General features: G+C 68.0%; 18 protein-coding genes and 1 tRNA gene. 13 read left to right on the top strand and 6 right to left on the bottom strand.

Annotated elements, in window-relative coordinates:
* Positions 1 to 37 precede the first annotated feature (37 nt).
* The gene (locus ABD655_RS14975) at positions 38 to 1,324 is read right to left on the bottom strand and encodes an isochorismate synthase (RefSeq protein ID WP_344715132.1); all 1,287 of its coding nucleotides are present in this window, start codon (positions 1,322 to 1,324) and stop codon (positions 38 to 40) included.
* 104 nt (positions 1,325 to 1,428) lie between these two features.
* Between ABD655_RS14975 and ABD655_RS14970 the strand changes: the two genes are divergently transcribed.
* The 4 genes from ABD655_RS14970 to ABD655_RS14955 all read left to right on the top strand — a co-directional run bounded on the left by ABD655_RS14970 (position 1,429) and on the right by ABD655_RS14955 (position 5,364).
* Complete coding sequence (locus ABD655_RS14970) at positions 1,429 to 2,013, top strand: DUF402 domain-containing protein (RefSeq protein ID WP_344715130.1); 585 nt, start codon at positions 1,429 to 1,431, stop codon at positions 2,011 to 2,013.
* Positions 2,014 to 2,055: 42 nt separating this feature from the next.
* Positions 2,056 to 2,820, top strand: a complete 765-nt coding sequence (locus ABD655_RS14965) for a demethylmenaquinone methyltransferase (RefSeq protein ID WP_344715128.1) — start codon at positions 2,056 to 2,058, stop codon at positions 2,818 to 2,820.
* A 52-nt stretch (positions 2,821 to 2,872) separates the two neighbouring features.
* Positions 2,873 to 3,928, top strand: coding sequence for a polyprenyl synthetase family protein (locus ABD655_RS14960; RefSeq protein WP_344715126.1), 1,056 nt, complete (start codon positions 2,873 to 2,875; stop codon positions 3,926 to 3,928).
* 62 nt (positions 3,929 to 3,990) lie between these two features.
* Positions 3,991 to 5,364: an FAD-dependent oxidoreductase gene (locus ABD655_RS14955; protein ID WP_344715124.1), complete on the top strand. Its 1,374-nt coding sequence runs from the start codon at positions 3,991 to 3,993 to the stop codon at positions 5,362 to 5,364.
* Here ABD655_RS14955 and ABD655_RS14950 read toward each other — a convergent pair whose 3' ends face one another.
* On the bottom strand, positions 5,365 to 6,642 hold the full coding sequence (locus tag ABD655_RS14950) for an MFS transporter (protein WP_344715122.1): 1,278 nt from the start codon (positions 6,640 to 6,642) through the stop codon (positions 5,365 to 5,367).
* A gap of 97 nt (positions 6,643 to 6,739) precedes the next feature.
* Between ABD655_RS14950 and ABD655_RS14945 the strand changes: the two genes are divergently transcribed.
* On the top strand, positions 6,740 to 7,774 hold the full coding sequence (locus tag ABD655_RS14945; protein WP_344715120.1) for an alpha/beta hydrolase: 1,035 nt from the start codon (positions 6,740 to 6,742) through the stop codon (positions 7,772 to 7,774).
* Positions 7,775 to 7,776: 2 nt separating this feature from the next.
* On the opposite strand, the gene ABD655_RS14940 is transcribed toward ABD655_RS14945, so the two are convergent.
* Both ABD655_RS14940 and ABD655_RS14935 read right to left on the bottom strand, forming a co-directional pair.
* Positions 7,777 to 8,538, bottom strand: coding sequence for a hypothetical protein (locus tag ABD655_RS14940; RefSeq protein WP_344715118.1), 762 nt, complete (start codon positions 8,536 to 8,538; stop codon positions 7,777 to 7,779).
* A gap of 470 nt (positions 8,539 to 9,008) precedes the next feature.
* On the bottom strand, positions 9,009 to 9,743 hold the full coding sequence (locus ABD655_RS14935) for a hemerythrin domain-containing protein (protein WP_344715116.1): 735 nt from the start codon (positions 9,741 to 9,743) through the stop codon (positions 9,009 to 9,011).
* 229 nt (positions 9,744 to 9,972) lie between these two features.
* On the opposite strand from ABD655_RS14935, the gene ABD655_RS14930 reads away from it, so the two are divergent.
* On the top strand, positions 9,973 to 10,485 hold the full coding sequence (locus tag ABD655_RS14930; protein WP_344715114.1) for an SRPBCC family protein: 513 nt from the start codon (positions 9,973 to 9,975) through the stop codon (positions 10,483 to 10,485).
* On the opposite strand, the gene ABD655_RS14925 is transcribed toward ABD655_RS14930, so the two are convergent.
* Entirely contained in the window at positions 10,478 to 10,861 is a 384-nt protein-coding gene (locus ABD655_RS14925) for a PPOX class F420-dependent oxidoreductase (RefSeq protein ID WP_344715112.1), read from the bottom strand. The genes ABD655_RS14930 and ABD655_RS14925 overlap by 8 nt on opposite strands.
* A 120-nt stretch (positions 10,862 to 10,981) precedes the next feature.
* Here ABD655_RS14925 and ABD655_RS14920 point away from each other — a divergent pair, with 120 nt between their 5' ends.
* Positions 10,982 to 11,203, top strand: coding sequence for a hypothetical protein (locus ABD655_RS14920; protein WP_344715110.1), 222 nt, complete (start codon positions 10,982 to 10,984; stop codon positions 11,201 to 11,203).
* 25 nt (positions 11,204 to 11,228) lie between these two features.
* Here the strand turns inward: ABD655_RS14920 and ABD655_RS14915 are convergent, their stop codons facing one another.
* Complete coding sequence (locus tag ABD655_RS14915; RefSeq protein ID WP_344715108.1) at positions 11,229 to 11,717, bottom strand: YajQ family cyclic di-GMP-binding protein; 489 nt, start codon at positions 11,715 to 11,717, stop codon at positions 11,229 to 11,231.
* Between the two features lie 218 nt (positions 11,718 to 11,935).
* On the opposite strand from ABD655_RS14915, the gene ABD655_RS14910 reads away from it, so the two are divergent.
* From ABD655_RS14910 to ABD655_RS14885, 6 genes are all read left to right on the top strand, one after another.
* A complete protein-coding gene (locus ABD655_RS14910) occupies positions 11,936 to 13,171 on the top strand; it encodes a sugar ABC transporter substrate-binding protein (RefSeq protein ID WP_344715106.1) in 1,236 nt (411 codons plus the stop codon).
* A gap of 89 nt (positions 13,172 to 13,260) precedes the next feature.
* Positions 13,261 to 14,889, top strand: a complete 1,629-nt coding sequence (locus tag ABD655_RS14905) for an ABC transporter permease subunit (RefSeq protein WP_344715104.1) — start codon at positions 13,261 to 13,263, stop codon at positions 14,887 to 14,889.
* Positions 14,890 to 14,926: 37 nt separating this feature from the next.
* Positions 14,927 to 15,844, top strand: coding sequence for a sugar ABC transporter permease (locus ABD655_RS14900; RefSeq protein ID WP_344715881.1), 918 nt, complete (start codon positions 14,927 to 14,929; stop codon positions 15,842 to 15,844).
* 110 nt (positions 15,845 to 15,954) lie between these two features.
* A complete protein-coding gene (locus ABD655_RS14895; protein WP_344715101.1) occupies positions 15,955 to 16,455 on the top strand; it encodes an FBP domain-containing protein in 501 nt (166 codons plus the stop codon).
* Entirely contained in the window at positions 16,452 to 17,369 is a 918-nt protein-coding gene (locus ABD655_RS14890) for a PfkB family carbohydrate kinase (protein WP_344715099.1), read from the top strand. Before ABD655_RS14895 ends, ABD655_RS14890 begins: the two co-directional genes overlap by 4 nt.
* 189 nt (positions 17,370 to 17,558) lie before the next feature.
* Positions 17,559 to 17,640 (top strand) — tRNA-Tyr (locus ABD655_RS14885).
* The last annotated feature ends 158 nt before the right edge of the window (positions 17,641 to 17,798 follow it).

The raw sequence follows: 17,798 nt of genomic DNA, 5'->3' as shown, positions 1-17,798 counted from the left end.
CTCGATTCGCGTGCTGGGGGATTCTGGCGGACGACGGTCATGCCAGCGCGTCCACGATGGGGCGGAACTTGACCCGCGTCTCGAGCAGCTCGGCCTCGGGGTTGCTGCCGGCGACGATCCCCGCACCGGCGTGCGCGCGCAGCGGAATGTCGTCCCGGCCGCCGGGTGGGACGGTGTCCAGCTCGAACTGCGCGCATCTCAGTGCGATCGCCCACTCGCCGTCGCCGCGCGCGTCGACCCAGCCGACCGGACCGGCGTATCGGCCGCGGTCGAAGGGCTCGAGCCGGCGGATCACGCCGAGGGCGGCATCCGTCGGCGTTCCCGCCACGGCAGCGGTCGGGTGCAGCGCGGCCACCAGGTCGAGGGCGGACGCGCCGCCGCTCAGCTCGCCTTCGACGTCGGTCGCCAGGTGGAAGACGTTGGGCAGCTTGAGCGCGAACGGCTGCTCGCTCGCCGCGAGCACGCTCGTGTGCGGGCGCAGCGAGGCCAGCACGCTCTGCACGGCGTAGAGGTGCTCGTCCTGGTCCTTCGCGCTCGTGGCCAGGGCGAGGGATGCCGCGGTGTCGGCATCCGCGTCCGCGCCGCGCGGCGCGGTGCCGGCGAGCACCCGGGCGGTGACGGAGCCACCCGAGACGGTCACGAGCGTCTCGGGGCTTGCGCCGATGAGGCCGTCGACCGCGTACGCCCAGCAGTCCGGGTAGCCGGATGCCAGGGCCCGCACGAGCCGGCGCAGGTCGGAGCCGGGCGGGATCGAGCCGACCAGGTCGCGCGCGAGGACGACCTTGCTGACCTCGCCCGCCGCGATCGCCTCGAGGCCACCGCGCACGGCCGCCTGGTACCCGCTCGGGTCGAGCGCGCCCGGTCCGAGGGTCGCGGCCCAGTAGGGCCCGTAAACGTGGGCCTCCGGCAGCGCGGCCGCGTCGTCCTGCTCGGCGGAGCCGGCAAGGGTGATCCGCGTGACCCAGGAACGGTCGCCGCGACGGCCGACGACGACGGACGGCACGCTGAGCGTGCTCGGCGTCTCGGAGAGAGGGTCGAACGCGAACGACCCGAACGCGATCAGCCCGGTGCCCGGCAGGTTCACGGCGTCGTCGACGTCGGCTGCCGCGGCCAGCGCCCGCCACTGCTCGCCGAGGTCGAAGCCCGTCACCGAGCCGATCCGCGTGAACCCCATCGTCTCGCCGTAGGCCGCCATGGCGTCGCCGCGCCGGCTCCAGTACGTGGGATTCGACAGCTCGGCGTATGCCAGCACATCGTCGATCGCCGCGACCTCGCGCGTCACGACCCGCAGCCGCGGCACGGGCAGCTCGTCGGGATCGGTCACAGCTCCAGACTAGAGTCGACCCGCCTCGACGGGGGCCACGACCGCAGGCGAGCGTGAACCGAGTCTGGGTCGCGTCGGTGTCGGCGCCGCTAAGCTGTGCCGTCATGAGCGCCCACCATCAGATGACGCCCGGCCGCCCCGAGCCGGGAACGCGCACCGTCTTCCGGTGGCGCAAGTGGGATGGCTCACCGCACTGGGTGCACGAGTGCGTCTACCTCGGCTCCGACCAATGGGGGGACTGGTTCGGCCAGCTCGCCGGGTGGCGCAGCAGCCGTCCGGAGCGCGACTTCCAGGTCAACGCACCGAGCGTGACCCTTCTCCCGCCCAGCGGTCTGTATGCCATGACGGTGAACGTCGCGCCCCCTGCCACGTATCGGATCTACATCGACCTGGGCTGGGACATCCGGTGGCACGAGGAGGACGGCATCCTGGAGCCGACCGGCATCGACATGGACCTGGACGTCGTCAAGGCCGTCGACGGCCGCGGCATCTGGATCGACGACCGGGACGAATGGGACGAGCATCGGGTGGCGTACGGGTATCCGCTCGACATCGTGGACCGACTCGAGTCGCTCGCGGTCGACCTCGAAGCGTATGTGCGGGCGGAGGTCGCCCCCTTCGACGACGCGACACCCGATGCCTGGCTGGCACGGCTCGCGGGCCTGCACCTGTCCCCTGGTGCGGAATAGCCGGACCGGGCGCCGCGCAGGCGGCGCGAATAGACTCATCCGGTGACCTCCCGTCCGAACGACCCACGTGCCGACGACGCACAGCAGAACCGCGCCGACCTGCACAAGGACCCGGCGCGGGTGAGTGGCATGTTCGATCAGGTCGCCAAGAACTACGACCGCACGAACACCGTCCTGAGCATGGGCAACGACCGGATGTGGCGTGCCGCCACGACCCGTGCGGTGGCGCCACGAGCCGGACAACGGATCCTCGATCTGGCCGCCGGCACCGGCGCGAGCTCGGTGGCGCTGGCCAGGAGCGGAGCTCAGGTCGTGGCGGCCGACTTCTCGCCCGGCATGATCGCAGAGGGCGAGCGCCGCCACCGCGGCATCCGAAACCTGACCTTCGTTCAGGCCGACGCCACGGCCCTTCCGTTCGATGCGGACGAGTTCGACACGGTCACGATGTCGTTCGGGCTGCGCAACGTGAACGACCCGCAGAAGGCGCTTCGCGAACTGCTGCGGGTGACCAGACCGGGCGGACGCCTGATCGTCTGCGAGTTCTCGCACCCGCCGTCGCGTTCGTTTCAGGGTCTGTACCGCTTCTACAACGACCGCATCCTCCCGGTGGTCGCCAAGACCGTCAGCTCGAACGCCGACGCCTACGACTACCTCAACGAGTCGATCCGCGAGTGGCCCGACCAGCGCGCGCTCTCTGCGTGGATCCGCGAAGCCGGATGGACCGACGTGGCATACCGGAACCTGTCGCTGGGGATCGTGGCGTTGCACCGTGCGACCAAGCCCGCGGCGGACCGCGCGCCGAGTTAGGGGCGGATGCCGCGGCACGAGCGACGCGTCCAGACCCCGGTAGGCTGAGGGGGTGATTCCCTCAGCATCCGGCTCGCGGGTTGCGGGCAAGCTGGGCCTCACAGACCGCACACTCGCCGGGCCGCGCTCCCGCAAGCTCGCGTCGGCTGTGAAGGCCGGCCTCGTGCGCGTCGACCGCGCCCTCGAGCAGGAGCTGCGTGTCGCGGACCGCATCGCCGACGCGGCGAGCCGCTACCTCTACGAAGCGGGCGGCAAGCGCATCCGCCCGATGCTCGCGATCATCACCGCTCAGCTGGGCGACGGTGCGAACGACGACGTGATCGAGGGCGCGACAGCGCTCGAGATGACCCATCTCGGCTCGCTCTACCACGATGACGTCATGGATGCCGCGGACAAGCGTCGAGGTGTGCCCAGCGCCCACGCGGTCTGGGGCAACAACGTCGCGATCCTCACCGGAGACCTGCTGTTCTCGCGCGCGAGTCAGATCATGGCCCGCCAGGGCGAGCGCGCCATCCGGCTGCAGGCCGACACGTTCGAGCGACTCGTGCTCGGACAGATGCATGAGACGGTCGGTCCGCAGGACGACGAGGACCGCGTGGAGTTCTACCTCCAGGTGCTCGCCGACAAGACCGGTTCGCTGATCGCCGCCGCGGCCCAGACCGGGCTCATCTTCGCCAACGGCCCGGCGGAGTTCGAGCAGCCCCTGATCTCGTTCGGCGAGAAGGTCGGCGTCGCGTTCCAGCTCCTCGATGACGTGATCGACCTGTCCGAAGACCCCGACGAGACCGGCAAGGTTCCGGGCACCGACCTCCGCGCCGGCGTACCCACCATGCCCTACCTGGTGCTCGGGCAGCGCACCGATGCCGCCTCCGTGGCGCTCCTCGCGCGCATCGATGACGGCGTCGAGCGCATCGCCGACGGGCATGATCCGGCCATCCTGGATCGCGAACTCGCCGAGCTGCGCGAGCACGACGCCACACAAGCCACACTCGATCTCGCCCACGCCTGGTCGAACGAGGCCGTCGCCTCGCTCGGACCCCTTCCCGCGGGTGCGGTGCGCGAGGCGCTGACGCGTTTCGCCCAGGCCGTCGCCGACCGTTCCAGCTGACCCATCCCGTCGCCGTGGCGGGCGTCGTCGTTCGCCAAGCCCGCGACTTCAGAAAGGACCACATGACCAAGCTCAGGCTGGCCATCGTCGGGGCAGGACCGGCGGGCATCTACGCCGCAGACATCCTGCTCAAGGCAGAACGCAAGTTCGACGTCTCCATCGACCTGTTCGAGCAGCTCCCGGCGCCGTACGGCCTCGTCCGCTATGGCGTCGCCCCCGACCACCCGCGCATCAAGGGCATCGTCACGGCTCTGCGAGAGGTGCTCGACCGCGGTGACATCCGGCTCTTCGGCAACGTGCGCTTCGGCGAGGACATCACCCTCGACGACCTGAAGCGCCACTACAACGCGGTCATCTTCGCGACCGGAGCCATCCGCGACGCGAGCCTGGACATCCCTGGAACGGACGCGATCGGTTCCTACGGCGCCGCGGACTTCGTGAGCTGGTACGACGGTCACCCGGACGTGCCGCGCGAGTGGCCCCTGGATGCGGCATCCGTGGCCGTGGTCGGAAACGGCAACGTCGCGCTCGATGTCGCCCGCATGCTCGCCAAGCACGCGGAGGACCTGCTTCCGACCGAGGTGCCCGACAACGTCTACGCCGGCCTGCGCGAGAGTGCTGTCACCGATGTGCACGTCTTCGGACGTCGAGGCCCCGCACAGGTGAAGTTCACGCCCCTCGAACTGCGCGAGCTCGGCGAACTGCGCGACGTCGACATGGTCGTCTACGACGAGGATTTCGACTACGACGAGGCCTCCCGGGCCGCGATCGCGAGCAACAAGCAGGTCATGGTCATCGACCGCGTGCTCCAGTCGTGGCGCAAACGGCCGTCGGTGAACAACGCCGGAGGAGAGGCATCCCGCCGCCTCCACCTGCACTTCTACGCCAAGCCGCTCGAGGTGCTCACCGACGCGGACGGCCGCGCCTCGGGTTTCCGCTGGGAGCGCACGCGACCGGACGGTGAAGGCGGTGTCACCGGCACCGGCGAGATCCGCGAGGTGGCCATCCAGGCGCTCTACCGCGCGGTCGGGTACTTCGGCTCGCCGCTGCCCGGCGTGCCCTTCGACAAGCGCCATGGCGTGATCCCCAACCACGAGGGACAGGCGCTGCGCAAGGATTCCAATGACCGTGTGCCCGGTGTGTATGCGACCGGCTGGATCAAGCGCGGGCCGGTCGGCCTGATCGGCCACACGAAGTCCGACGCGATGGAGACCATCCGTCACCTCATCAACGACCAGGGTTCCTGGTGGCAGCCGGTCGACCCGTCGGAGGAGGCGGTGCCGCGGCTGCTGGCCGAGCGCGGTGTGCGCTGGACCGACCTGGACGGCTGGCACCGTCTCGACGAGCACGAGATCGGGCTGGGCGCTCCCCACGGGCGCGCGCGCGTCAAGGTCGTGCCTCGTCCGGACATGATCGACATCTCGCGCGGCGAGTAGTCACTCCGTCCCGCCGACCTCGTCCACGCGCTGCGCAGTGTCGGCGGGGGAGCGCTGGGCGCGGCTCAGCAGCACGAACGGCACCGCGACAGCCGAGATGACCCCGCTCCAGATCAAGGACGCGCCGTAGCCTCCGACATCGGCTGCCCGCCCGAGCGCCGGCTGGAACACCACCCCACCGGCGGAACCCATCAGTGAGTCGAACGAGAGCACCGTCGCGCGCTGCTTGGACGGGATCATGTCGTTGAGGTAGGCGCGGTGCACCGGGTCGTCGATGGCGGAGGCGATGCCCCACACGGCGACGAGCGCGATCGCGACCCAGAAGTTGTGGACGAGCCCGAGACCCAGCAGCACCACCGCGCTGGCCACCGTGGCCAGCAGGATCGATGACGTGCGGCGGTGGAACAGCCTGCGCACCCAGGGAGCGAGCGCCCCGCCGACGATCGCCGCGCCGGATAGCAGCGCCGCCGCGAGGCCCGCGATCGTGTACGCCTCGTCGTCTCCCCACAGTTCGAGCAGATAGGGCTGCAGAGCGTAGAACACGTAGATTCCCACGCCCGCCGTGAAGGGGCTCGCCAGCATGAGCCAACGGACTGGACGATTGCCCAGTCCGTACTTCACCGACGCGCGGAACACCGTGCGCGTAGCCCGCAGCGGATTCTGACCGCGCTCGGGCGCGAAGCCGATGTCGTGCATCAGGAGCGCGGCGACGACGAACATCACGACGAGCACGAGAGCACGAACCAGGAACGGCACGCCGAGATCGGTGATCTGCGCGATCACACCGCCGAGCACCGAGCCCGAGAGCATGGCGATGCCTCCGACGATCTGCGCACGGCCGAAGACGGTCTCGAGGCTGCCGCGGTAGCCGGTGGCTTTCAGCGCGTCGACGAGCCACGCGTCGACCGCACCCGAGAAGAACGTGAACCCCAGCCCGATCAGGACCGACACGATCGCCCACGCCCAGAAGGGCGATTCCCACACCCACAGCATCCAGTACAGCGTCGTCGTGGTCGCGAGCGTGATCGTGCCGATCAGGTAGGACGCGCGTCGCCCGACCGTGTCGGCGACGACGCCCGTGGGGATCTCGAAGATCAGCATCCCCGCGGTGAAGAACGCGTTCGCGGCGAACGCCTCGAGGTTCGAAAGGCCGGCATCGAGCAGGAAGAGGGTGTTGATGCCCCAGATGAACGATGCCGCGAGCGTGTTGCCCAGCAGCAGCGTGTAGTACGTGCCTTGAATCCTGCGTGGACTCGGCAGCGTCGTCGCGGCGTCCATCGAGGCGACAGTAACCCCACCCGCCGACGTGGTCTACGGGGTGTCGCTCCCCCCGACCGAGCCGGTCCGTTCCCACCCGGCTGGTTAGGCTGTGCGCATGGCACAGGAGTGGGATGCCGATGTCCTGGGGGAGCCGTTCCGGCAACTGACCCTGCCCCTCGGCGAGGACGACGAAGGTCCCGTGGTCGCGACCCTCGTGCGCGCGCTCGCGCGCCGTCCCGTGCTCGGCGGGATCTTCGGAGACCGCCGGCCACTGCACGACGTGGACGTGCTGTACGTGCACGGCTGGTCCGACTACTTCTTCCAGCGCAGCCTGGCCGCGTACTGGACCGACCGCGGTGCCGACTTCTACGCGCTGGATCTGCGCAAGTACGGTCGCAGCATCCGCCCCGGCCAGACGCCGGGGTACGTCACCGACCTCGCAACCTACGACGAGGACATCTCGGCCGCCCTCGCGGCAATGGGTCGTGACCTGGACGGACCGGCGCCCGCGCGCAGGCTCGTGCTCGTGGGCCACTCCACCGGCGGACTCACGCTGAGCCTGTGGGCGGATCGGCATCCGGGAGCGGCCAGTGCGCTCATCCTGAACAGCCCGTGGCTGGAGTTCCAGTTGAGCGCGATGACCCGCGTCGCCGTCGCCCCGATGATCGGGCTGCAGGCCCGCCTGCGACCGTTCGAGGCGCTGCCGCAGGTGGATACGGGCTTCTATTCGCGTGCGCAGCGCGAGGTGCGCGACACGCCTTTGGACATCAACCCGGCGTGGCGTCCCGAGGTCTCCATGACGGTGCACACGGCGTGGCTGCACGCGATTCTGGCCGGTCATTCGCGGGTGGCAGCAGGACTTCACATCGATGCTCCGATCTGCGTGCTCCTCTCGGCCAAGTCGGAGGCTCCGACGCGCTGGTCGGAGGAGTTGACGCGGGCCGACACCGTCCTCGTGGTCGACGAGATCGCCCGCGCTTCGCTGCGCCTGGGCCCGTCGGTGACCGTCGAGCGCATCGACGGCGCCCTGCACGATGTCTTTCTGTCACGCGCTGACGCACGCGACGAGGCGTACGAGCGGCTCGATCGGTGGGTGATGGGATGCCTCGGCACCAGGCGCCTGCCGCTGTCGCCTGGTGCGTACCACTGAGCTCAGGGTCTCCAGAACCGCGGCGGGCCGGTCGACGGGCGTCGGGGGATGTACCGCCCCCACGAGCTGCGGAAGGTCCACCACCCGTACCTGAGGAACCCCGCCACGTAGAGGATTCCCACCGTGATGCCGCCCCCGACGGCCCAGCCCACCCCGCCGCCACTCGAGACGATGATGGCGGCGACCAGCAGTCCGCTCACGCACGCGTTGACCACGATCAGCAGCACCGCGGAACTGCCCACGAGGACGCTCACATTCCTCGGGCGCAGGAACGAGTACGTATGCTTCATGCCCTCTTCGTCGTCGTGGACGGATGAGAGGAAGTAGGACTCGACGGCCGGATCCAGGTCGACGTACGCGCCGCGGAGCCGGTTCATCGCGACGACGTACATCATGTCCTCCTCCGCCACGTTCGCCACCCGGGTCTGTGTCATCAGGCCGATCAGCACGAGGAAGCCCAGGATCGCGAGCGACGCACCGCCGAACCACCCCTCGAACCGGGATGCTTGACCCAGCAGTCCGATCGTCACCAGGCCGGCCGAGACGAGAGTGAGGAAGATCGTGATGCGCGTGAGCACTTCGCTCTGCGCGGTGCTGCGCGCGGCGAGCAGACCCCAGTGCTCGGTCGCGAGGATCTGCGCACGCCGACCGAGCGCCGCATCGGATTCCCCTGCCGCGTCGACGCTCGTGTGCTCCTCAGCCGGTCGTCGACCCGGGCGCGGGCCGGGGACGCCGGACGCGTCGGCAGGCGAGGCCTCGCTCATGCGTGACATTGTGCACCGGGTGCGTCCAGAACGACAGGGGCCCCGCGGGTCGCCGCCGCGGATAACGATCGCATGAGAATCCCGGTGACCTCGGACCGAGAACCCCTAGGGTGCAGTGAGACCGGCACCTTTCGTCACCCGAGCGCATCCACCTGCGCGACGAAGCGGACCAGTGGTGACACGGTCGGGTTCCCTCGGAGACCAGCCTCGCACCCTTGCCGATCGATCTCCGAGGGGACCGCACGCACAGCCTCGCGCTCGCCGTCCACGGGGAAACAGAGAACCCCGGTGCTGGGGGACGCCGGGGTTCTCTCTTCCGCTTCTTCGGGAGGAACCAGACCAGGAACCCGAATCCCGTCTGCTCCCGCATCGGCGGGTGGTGCTTTCCTGTCCAGCCTAGGTAGTTCTGCGCAATCCGTATGTCGGCTCTTCGGTGGACACGATCGCAGGCGTGACGGGGGTCGCGCCGCTCACACCATCGCGGGCACGGGGCGGTCGGGGTAGAGCTCGCGCATTGCGCGGTCGTACCTTCGCTTCATCAGCAGCAGATAGAGCAGCCTGATCGGTGCCGGAACGTTCGCGCGGAACCACTCGTCGCGCTCGGCCTCGGGAACGCTCGCGAGCAGCAGGCCGAGTTGCAACGACATCACATCCTTGGGAAGTTCCTTACGATGCGCGATCAACTCGGCGCGTGTGTGCTCCTCCATCTCGTCCCACTCCTGCTGCGAGAGAACCGCACCGGCGACCGGCATGATCTCGTCCTCCTCCTGGCCGAGATGCGCGAAGAGCGTGTCTCGGAGCGCCTCGATATCGGCGGCGAAACTCTCGCGCAGTGTCGCATCCGCCGAGGCGACCCACGGGGCCAGCTGTGGTTCGATGCTGGCCAGCTGTGCCCCGACCGCGGCATGCTGCGCCCGCATCTGATCGACGTGCTCGACGCAGGCGGGGTCGCGCGTCGTCAGACGATCCCACAGCACGGTGTCCTCGGTCTCGTGATGCATATGAAGCGCAAAGAAGTCGAGCTTCGCGTAGTCCCCGACGACAGCGGCACGGTCGAGGTCGCCGGCATCCACCTCGCGAACGAGCACCGGCAGCTCGCGGTACAGCCAGCGGAAGATGCGATGCACGAGGATCAGGCCAGACGTGTCGCAACCGGGAACCTGCCCGTCGGGCAGTGCCCCGGACGACGGTAGCTTCGTGGCCATATCCGAACCCCCGATCTCGCCGGGGATCGTCGACGAACGACGCTCCAGGCGGCGAACAGCGGAATGCTACACCCGTAGCACCGTCGTCCACATCACCCGGGAGCGCGGCCGGCGGCATCGCCCTTGTCCGCCGGGCAAGCGGCGCCGTACGATCTCGACCGTGGAGAACGACGCTCCTGGGGGGCGAGACCTCGATCGAAGACCGACGACCGCCGCATCGCGCATAAGCGTGAGCGACCGTCGCTGGGAGCGCCGCGTCGTCGTCGACACGATCCTCAACCACGCGACCGAGGTGGTGTTTCCGTACCTTTCGGACCCGACTCACTGGCATGACTTCGCGCCGGCGGTCGTGTTCCGAAAGCAGATCGACGACGGACCGCCCCGCGTCGGGACGAGGTGGATGGCCACCGACCGCATCGGTCCGTTCCGGATTCATTTCGTCGACCAGCTCGAGCACTTCGACGAGAACCGAAGCGTGGTGTGGCTCTCGTCGGCACCATGGAACTCGCGCGTCGAATACGCCTGCACGGCGTCCGGTGAGGGGACGCGCATCCGGGCGGACTACGAGGGTGTGCTGAGCGACTCGCTGCGCTGGCAGCTCGGGTGGCTCCCCGGGTGGGCGACCCACTGGATCCTCGCACAGGACTTCCGCCGACTGGATCGGCTGCTGACGCTTCAGGTGCGCGCTTCCGGGCGGTGGCAGCTGCATCACGTGCCGAACGAAAACGCCCCGATCAGTTGACGACGAGCGTCACCGAACTGCTCGTGCCGCGTGAGAGCTTCTGACCGGCGCGAATCAGCTTGTATCTGACGCCGTACTTCCTGGACAGAGCGCGCTCAACGCGATCCCTCGTCGCTGCATCGGAGCGGACGGTCGCGGTCGCCTCGACTGCTTCAGCTCCCTCGAGGACCCGACCGCGCATGTCACATGGCGCCAGGGTGACTCGCGGGGTGTGACCGAGACGTTTGACCTTCCCGGACGTCGCGCCCGTGGTGACCAGAAGGTCGTCTCCATCACGCACGACCCAGACCGGGGTGCCTACGGATGCGCCCGTACGGCGGAACGTCGTCAGGAGTACGTACTCGCGGTCGGCGATGTCATTGAGCGCGGAATGCATGTTCCCATTCTCGACGGTGCGGACACCGCCCGAGACCGTGGCGTGCGAGGAGCGCGAGTACGCGCGGGCGGGTGCTGCTCCCGCCTACTCTCGAGCGACCCGGCGAACTATGTTGGATCTGTGAAGCGAACCTGGCCGCTCCTGGTGCTCGGCGTGGTCTTGAGCGCTGTCGGGCTGGTGTGGACTCTGCAGGGGTTCGACGTGCTCCGCGGTTCGGCGATGAGCGGTTCCTCCCTGTGGGCGATCGTCGGCCCGATCGTCCTGCTGGTGGGCCTGGTGTCGATCGGGACTGCGATCGCGGTCACGCGTCGTCGCCGCAGGCGCGGTGACGACGTCGTCTGACCGCTACCAGCTGAACGGGCGAGCTCTACCGGTAGTTGATGAACTGCAGGTCCACGTCGAGGTCAGCCGCCTTGAGCACGCGGATGACTTCCTGGAGGTCGTCGCGACTCTTGGACTGAACGCGCAGCTCGTCGCCCTGGATCTGCGACTTGACGCCCTTGGGCGCCTCGTCGCGGATGATCTTGCCGATCTTCTTCGCATTCTCCTGCGAGATGCCGTCCTTGATCGTGGACGAGATGCGGTACTCCTTGCCGCTGGCGAACGGCTCGCCGGACTCGAGGCTCTTCAGCGAGATGCCGCGCTTGATCAGCTTGGACTGGAAGACGTCGAGCACGGCCTTGGCGCGCTCCTCGGAGTTCGCCTTGATCAAGACAGACTCGCCGCTCCACTCGACCGACGCACCGGTGCCCTTGAAGTCGTAGCGTTGCTCGATCTCCTTGCGGGCCTGATTGAGGGCGTTCTCCGCCTCCTGATGGTCGACCTTGCTCACGATGTCGAAAGATGAATCTGCCATGCGCGGAAGTCTAGCCGCGTGGCGGCAGGGCGACCGGGACTGACGACCGCAAGCGCTTGCAACGAACCGGTATCGTTCGGCGTCCGCGGGTTGCGGACCTGCGCCGGCGGAGCAACAATGTAAGCGCTTGCATTTGCGAGCTGAAGAACGGTCTTCGACGGCGCACAGTGCCGGCTCGGGCCGGACACATCCCTGATGCACGTTAGAGAGGCACACCGATGAAGGTGAACAAGAAGGGCGCGCTCGCAGTCGGCGCACTCATCACAGCAAGCATGTTGGCGCTCGCCGGCTGCGCCGGAGGCGGCGGAGGAACCACCTCGTCTGCGCCGGCCATGTCGGGAGAACTGACCGTCTGGGTCGACCAGAACCGCGCCGACGCGCTGAAGGACATCGTCAAGACATTCCAGGACGAGACGGGCGTGAAGGTGACCCTCGTGGTCAAGGACAACGCCAAGATCGCCGCTGACTTCACCGCGCAGGTGCCGACGGGCAAGGGTCCCGACATCACCATCGCCGCACACGACGCGTTGGGTCAGTTCGTCCAGGACGGTCTGGTCGCCCCGATCGAGATCGGCGACAAGGCCGGCGACTTCCTCGATGTCGCGATCTCAGCCTTCACCAACGACGGCAAGGTCTACGGCCTGCCCTACGCCATCGAGAACATCGCGCTGATGCGCAACACGGACCTCGTCGCCGAGGCCCCCGAGACCTTCGACGACATGATCGCGGCGGGAACGGCGGCAGGCACGACCTACCCGTTCGTCGTGGGACTGGACCCGGCGAATGCCGACCCCTACCACCTGTACGGCTTCCAGACGTCGTTCGGCAACTCGGTGTTCGCCCAGAACGAGGACGGGTCGTACGACGGGTCCCAGCTGACCATCGGCGACGACGCCGGTCTGGCGTACGCGAGCTGGCTCGGAGCGCAGGGCGCCGCGGGAACCGTCAACCTGAACCTGACGCAGGACCTCTCGAAGGAGGCCTTCAACTCGGGCGAGACACCCTTCATCATCACCGGTCCGTGGAACGTCGCCGACGCCGAGGCCAAGGGCATCAACATCGCGATCGACCCCATCCCCACCGCCGGTGGCGAGACCGCGCGACCGTTCGTGGGTGTGCAGGGCTTCTATCTCAGCGCCAAGTCCGAGAACACCCTCGCCGCCAACGAGTTCCTCGTGAACTACATGGCGCGCGAAGAGGTGCAGACGGCGCTCTACGAGGCGGGCGACCGCCCGCCGGCTCTGAAGGCCGCTTACGACAAGGCGCAGTCCGACCCGATCACCAAGGGTTTCGGTGACGTCGGTGCGAGCGGAGCGCCGCAGCCGAGCATCCCTGAGATGGGTGCCGTCTGGGATGCCTGGGGTGTCGCGGAAGCCGCGATCATCAAGGGCGCCGACCCGGCGGCCACCTGGACCAAGATGACCGAGGACATCCAGGCCAAGATCGACGGCTAGTCGGATCCTGGTGGGGCGGTGCCCGTTCAGGTACCGCCCCACCGCTACTCTCACGACCACGAGGGCACAGCCCGAGACAGGAGCCGGCAATGACGAGGCCCACAGTCGACGAAGAGCGCCCGGCGGGTGGCGCGGCAGACAAGGCGATCCTCCGCCGGCAACGGCGTGCGGAGGCCTACTCGGAGGCCGCGGGCGTCGGATGGAAGGTCTGGCTGGTGAAGATCGCGTCTCTCGCGGTCATCGATGCCCTGGCCGTGTACGGCATATTCGTCCTGATCGCGCAGGAGAACTGGCTCATCCCGCTGATCCTCGCGATGGTGGTCGTCGCGGTGAATCTGGTCTACCTGACACCGGGGCTCCTGCCTGCGAAATACCTCACCCCCGGCATCCTGTTCCTGCTGGTCTTCCAGGTCTTCCTGATCGTGTACACGATCTACGTCTCGCTGACCAACTTCGGTTCGGGGCACAACTCGTCCAAGGACGACGCCGTCAACGCGCTCCTACTGCAATCGCAGACGCGCGTCGAGGATTCGGTCGCCTACCCGGTGAAGGTGCTCGAGCAGGGCGGAGAGTTCTTCTTCCTCGTCACCGACCCGGACGGCGAGGCACTGCTCGGCGGCGCCGAAGAACCCCTGGGTGAGGTCGACGCCCAGATGGGCGGCGGGCAGGCGGTCGGCGTCGAGGGCTACTCGACTCTCGACTTCGGCTCGATCCTCGCCAACCAGGACGCGGTCGCCGCCCTGGCCGTGCCGCTGTCCGACGATCCCAACGACGGCTTCCTGCGCACGACCGACGGGTCGACCGCATACATCTTCATCTCGACGCTCGAGTGGGATCCCGCCGCCGACACGATGACGAATACGTCAACGGGCGTGGTGTACAGCGATATCGGCACCGGGGCGTTCACGGCTGAGGACGGGACGGAACTGCTTCCTGGTTGGCAGGTCAACGTCGGACTCGACAACTATGTGGCGGCGTTCACCGAGCAGTCGATCCGCGGCCCATTCCTCTACGTTCTGATCTGGACGTTCGTCTTCGCGATTCTCTCCGTCGCCACGACCTTCGCGCTCGGCCTCTTCCTCGCGATCGTGTTCAACGATCCGCGGATGAAGAGCAAGCGGTTCTACCGGGTGATCGTGATCCTTCCGTACGCCTTCCCGGGCTTCCTCACGGCGCTGGTCTGGGCCGGGATGTTCAACCAGGACTTCGGCATCATCAACCAGTGGTTCTTCGGGGGGGCCGCCATACCCTGGCTGCAGGACCCCTGGCTCGCGAAGATCGCGATCCTGACCGTCAACCTGTGGTTGGGCTTCCCCTACATGTTCCTGGTGTGCACCGGAGCGATTCAGTCGATCCCCGACGACATCCTGGAAGCGGCGAAAGCCGACGGCGCCGGAGCGTGGGGAATCTTCCGGTTGATCAAGTTCCCGTTGCTTCTGGTCTCGGTGGCGCCGCTGCTGATCTCGTCCTTCGCGTTCAACTTCAACAACTTCGTCCTGGTCTATTTCCTCACCCAGGGCGGCCCGCGCTTCCCCGACGCGTCGATCAACGTCGGCCAGACCGACATCCTCATCTCGATGGTGTACAAAGTCGCCTTCGTCGGCTCCGAGCGCGACTACGGGCTGGCGAGCGCCTTCTCGGTCATCATCTTCATCGTCGTCGGAACCATCTCGTGGATCGCGTTCCGACAGACCAAGGCCCTCGAGGAGCTGAACTGACATGAGCGTCGAGCAATCCGCCGGCACTGTGCCGGAAATGACCGCGATCGACTACGCGGCCGTCCTCGAGCGTGACCGGAAGGGCGCCAAGCTGCCGCGTCGGCCGTTTCCCAAATGGTTCCGTGAGACAGGATGGCGGCACCTCATCGGCATCGCGGTGCTGCTGTTCGCAATCTTCCCGTTGGTCTACGTCTTCTCGGCGTCGCTGAATCCGGGCGGTACGCTCCTCACCGCGAACGCGCTGTTCTCCAACGTGAGCTTCGAGAGCTACTTCGCTCTGTTCCAGGATCCCAACTACCCCTACGCGGCGTGGTGGACCAACACCCTCATCGTCGGGCTCGCCACCTCGGTCGGGACCGTGTTCCTGTGCGCCCTCGCGGCGTATGCCTTCTCGCGTATGCGCTTCACGGGGCGGCGTTTCGGACTGCTGACGCTGCTGCTGGTGCAGATGTTCCCGCAGCTGCTCGCCTTCGTCGCCATCTTCCTTCTGATGTCGGCGATCTCGGACGTGTTCCCCGCCCTCGGCCTCAACTCCCTCATCGGATTGATCATGGTGTATCTGGGTGGGGCCCTGGGCGTGAACACCTATCTGATGTACGGGTTCTTCAACACCGTCCCCAAGGAGATCGACGAGGCCGCGAAGATCGACGGCGCCGGGCACGCGCGCATCTTCTTCACGATCATCCTCCGGCTGGTGGCTCCGATCCTCGCGGTGATCGGGCTCCTCTCGTTCATCGGAACCTTCGGCGAGTTCGTGATCGCCTCGGTGATCCTGATCGACCCCGAGAAACAGACCCTCGCAGTCGGCCTCTTCCAGTTCGTCTCCAACGCGCAGTCGAAGAACTGGAGTGTGTTCGCGGCGGGCGCGGTGCTGGCGGCGATCCTTCCGATGGCTCTCTTCCTCTCGCTCCAGCGGTTCATCGTCGGTGGTCTGACCGCCGGTTCGGTCAAGTAGCGCCGTGCGGCCGACGCCGATGCCGCCGTCCGGCGCGAACGGGGCGCGGCAGGGGGTGGTGTCGGCATCCGCTCTTCGTAGACTGGCGGAGACAGCGGCGAGGAGGTCCGATGCGCCAGTTGACCGAAGATGACATCCGGGGGGCGCTCGCGAACGCGGGCGACGACGAGCTGCGGCTCCTGACGCTTCCCCCTGATTTCGTGCTCACCGACTGGGACCACCTCGACTTCCTCGCGTGGCGCGACCCGCGCACCAAGGGCCGCGGCTACTTGATCGCAGAGGTCGGCGACGAGCCGATCGGCGTCGTCCTGCGGGCCGCCGAGGGCACGTCCCGGGTGAGCTCCGCACTGTGCAACCTCTGCCACACCATGCAGCCCGCCGACCAGGTCTCGCTCTTCTCGGCGCGCAAGGCCGGTCGCGCAGGGCAGAACGGCGACACCGTGGGCACCTACATCTGCACCGATCTGTCGTGCCACGAGAATGTGCGCCTCGCCGCGCCGCTCGCGCCCAACGAGGTGCGGGCGAGCGTCGACGCCCGGATCGACGGCACACGCCGGCGTGCGCAGTCGTTCGTCGAACGCATCCTCGAGTCCGCGCGGGCGGAAGCATGAGCGCACGTGTGGTCGTGATCGGGGACGCACTCATCGACGAGCTGCGCGACGACCGCGGCGTTCGCGAGTTCGTCGGCGGCGCCGCGCTCAACGTGGCGGTGGGACTCACTCGGCTCAGCGTCCCGACCACCCTGATCGCGATGGTCGGGGACGATGAAGCCGGCGCACACATCCGCACTTACCTGGCCGACTACGGCGTCGAGTTGATCGCGTCCCCATCGGCGCACGGGTCGTCTCGGGCGGTCAGCATGCGCAACGCGACGGGGGAGCCGGTCTACGAGTTCAACGACGCGGCTCAGGCGCGGTCGATCACGTTCGGCGACGCCGAGCGGGCAGCCATCCGCGACGCGGTCGTCGTCGCCGTCAGCTGCTTTCCCCTCGACGACTCGGCGCAGACGACTCGCCTCGCCGAGGCGCTGGACGCTTCTTCGGCCATGCTGGCCATCGACCCGAACCCGCGGACAGGAATGCTCTCCGACCGCGACGAGTTCGTCCGCGGTTTCGAGCGCCTCGCCCCCCGAGCGGGCCTGGTCAAGGTGGGCGAAGACGACGCCGCGCTCCTGTACGACCAGCCCCTCGATGCACTGCGCGCGCGCCTGGTGGACCTGGGCGCGGCCGCCGTCCTGGCGACCGAGGGCGCCTCGGGCGCCACGATCGAGGCAGGTGATGTCGTGGTGACGCGGCCGGTGTCCGATCTGCCGGGGCGAATCGTGGACACGATGGGGGCGGGGGATGCCGCGTTCGCCGCGGCCCTCGCGGCGCTCCTCGACGGGACCCCTGAGGACGAGGATGAGTGGGCCGCGACCCTGGAGCGGGCGATGGACGTCGCCGCGGCGACGTGTCGGTTCGAGGGTGCGCTGCTGAGGCTCCCCGAGTCGCTGTCGGGTGTGGACATGGACAGGATCGGCACCTGAGGCCTCCGCGGTGAGAGACACGGATCGACGGCCGGATGCTGTCACCGCAGTCTGCGCAACGGGCATGGTCACCGGTGCGTCGATCGCGGGCGCATCCCGTCGTGCCTGGATTTTTGTGGTGCGCGCCTGACGCGTAAGATGAGTGATCGCGCCTTCGGTCGACTGCACAAGCCGGACGGATGCGCGCCTGGCGAGTTACCCAAGCGGCCAAAGGGATCTGACTGTAAATCAGCCGGCGTAGCCTTCGGGGGTTCGAATCCCTCACTCGCCACGAAACGAAGAAAGCGCCCCCTCGTGGGGCGCTTTCTTGTTCCAGGGCGACCCGCAGCGGTGCAGCCGTTGGACCCTCGTCACCGGTGTGGGGGATTCGAGCAGGGCTTTTAGCACGCGCGCGGGGCGCTGGCAACCCCGTCCCTCGGCCCGGCGTGC

It is taken from the genome of Microbacterium terregens, from assembly GCF_039534975.1.
Classification (GTDB): Bacteria; Actinomycetota; Actinomycetes; order Actinomycetales; family Microbacteriaceae; genus Microbacterium; species Microbacterium terregens.
Note: the sequence above shows the minus strand (reverse complement) of the source record. Positions and strands in the feature narration are given on the sequence as shown.